This is a genomic window from Glycomyces sp. NPDC021274, assembly GCF_040641195.1.
In the GTDB taxonomy this organism is placed as follows: domain Bacteria; phylum Actinomycetota; class Actinomycetes; order Mycobacteriales; family Micromonosporaceae; genus Glycomyces.
This window is the reverse complement of sequence record NZ_JBFADC010000043.1, coordinates 1-1,970: the sequence shown is the minus strand read 5'-3', so window position 1 is coordinate 1,970 and position 1,970 is coordinate 1. Positions and strand designations below refer to the sequence as shown.

2 protein-coding genes are annotated in these 1,970 nt (G+C 67.8%); both read right to left on the bottom strand.

Annotated features, from left to right (window positions below; genetic code table 11):
- Positions 1-137 precede the first annotated feature (137 nt).
- Positions 138-605, bottom strand: a complete 468-nt coding sequence (rplQ, locus tag AB0I03_RS26375) for a 50S ribosomal protein L17 (protein WP_073442722.1) — start codon at positions 603-605, stop codon at positions 138-140.
- A gap of 217 nt (positions 606-822) precedes the next feature.
- Positions 823-1,845: a DNA-directed RNA polymerase subunit alpha gene (locus AB0I03_RS26370; protein WP_003956430.1), complete on the bottom strand. Its 1,023-nt coding sequence runs from the start codon at positions 1,843-1,845 to the stop codon at positions 823-825.
- Between the last annotated feature and the right edge of the window lie 125 nt (positions 1,846-1,970).

The window sequence follows — 1,970 nt, the reverse complement described above, 5'->3', positions numbered from 1 at the left end:
CGACAGGTCCAGCCGCACCCGGACGAACCCGGGCTCCACTTCGTCACTCACACCGCAATCCTCTCAGGCCCACCACAGACGAAAGCGGGCCCGCCCCCAGGGGGGGCGGACCCGCTCACCGCTCAGCGACGACGGACTCAGGCGTCCTTCGACTCCTCGGCGGACTCGGCAGCCTTGGCCTCGTCGGCCTCCTTGACCGCGCGCTTGGCAGCGGCCTCGGCCTCGGCGACGGTCGCCTTCTTGGCGATCTCGCCCTCGACCAGCTCGATGACGGCCATCGGGGCGTTGTCGCCACGACGGTTGCCGATCTTGGTGATACGGGTGTAGCCACCCGGACGCTCCGCGAACCGCGGCGCGATCTCGGTGAAGAGCGTGTGCACGACGCTCTTGTCCGTGATCAGCTCCATGACCTGGCGGCGGTTGTGAAGGTCGCCCTTCTTCGCCTTGGTCACCAGACGCTCCGCGAACGGACGCAGACGACGGGCCTTGGCCTCGGTCGTCGTGATGCGGCCGTGCTCGAAGAGGTTGGTCGCCAGGTTGCGCAGGAGCGCCTTCTCGTGCGCAGCGCTGCCGCCCAGACGGGCGCCCTTGGTGGGCTTCGGCATGGTGTATCTCCTTCATTGCTGCACCGGCCGTATCAGGTACCGGTGTCAGTTCCCACGAGGCGGCCGCCCCGCGGAAGTCACACTGCATTCGCCCAGGGGACAACCCCCGGGCCCCCAGCAGGGGGTTTCTGCATCAGCCCGTCCGGCGTTCGAGGACAGAGCCCCAGCCGAAACGGCGGGACAGCCGAGAACGTCGACCACCCCGCCGTCAGACGGATCAGTACTGCTCGGTCTCCACGAAACCGGCGTCCGCGTCGTCGTCCGCGCCGAACGCGTCGGCAGCGGCGGTCGGGTCGAACCCGGGGGGCGAGTCCTTCAGCGCGAGACCCATCCCGGCCAGCTTCGCCTTGACCTCGTCGATCGACTTCGCACCGAAGTTGCGGATGTCGAGCAGGTCCGCCTCGGAGCGCGCGACGAGCTCGCCCACGGAGTGGATGCCCTCACGCTTGAGGCAGTTGTAGGAGCGGACGGTGAGCTCCAGCTCCTCGATCGGCAGCGCCAGATCGGCGGCCAGGGCGGCGTCCGTCGGGGACGGACCCATGTCGATGCCCTCGGCGTCGATGTTCAGCTCGCGGGCGAGACCGAACAGCTCCACCAGGGTCTTGCCGGCCGAAGCCATGGCGTCGCGCGGACGCATCGCCTGCTTGGTCTCGACGTCGACGATCAGCTTGTCGAAGTCGGTGCGCTGCTCGACACGGGTCGCCTCGACCTTGTAGGTGACCTTGAGCACGGGGCTGTAGATGGAGTCGACCGGGATCCGACCGATCTCCTGGCCGACCTGCTTGTTCTGCACGGCGGAGACGTAGCCGCGACCGCGCTCGACGGTCAGCTCCATCTCCAGCTTGCCCTTGCCGTTGAGCGTGGCGAGGACGAGGTCGGGGTTGTGCACCTCGACACCGGCCGGCGGCGCGATGTCGGCGGCGGTGACCAGACCCGGGCCCTGCTTGCGCAGGTACATCACGACCGGCTCGTCGTGCTCCGAGGAGACGACCAGCTGCTTGATGTTGAGGATCAGGTCGGTGACGTCCTCCTTGACACCCGGCACGGTGGTGAACTCGTGCAGCACGCCGTCGATGCGGATGGACGTGACCGCCGCACCCGGGATCGAGGAGAGCAGGGTCCGGCGGAGGGAGTTGCCGAGGGTGTAGCCGAAGCCCGGCTCCAGCGGCTCGATGACGAACCGGGAGCGGTACTCGTCGACGACCTCTTCGGTCAACGAGGGGCGCTGAGCGATCAGCATGGTGTGTGTCCTTTAGTCGTGGACGCCCGCTATTTGACGTCCGCTGTACTTCAAAGGGTACGGGCGGTACGACGCCGATGGCGCCGTACCGCCCTGACCTGTTCCGCTGGGAGCTCTTACTTGGA

Bases quoted from the DNA above. Each gene is read 5' to 3' on its own strand.
- rplQ (WP_073442722.1), bottom strand. From the start codon at position 605: ATGCCGAAGCCCACCAAGGGCGCCCGTCTGGGCGGCAGCGCTGCGCAC.
- AB0I03_RS26370 (WP_003956430.1), bottom strand. From the start codon at position 1,845: ATGCTGATCGCTCAGCGCCCCTCGTTGACCGAAGAGGTCGTCGACGAG.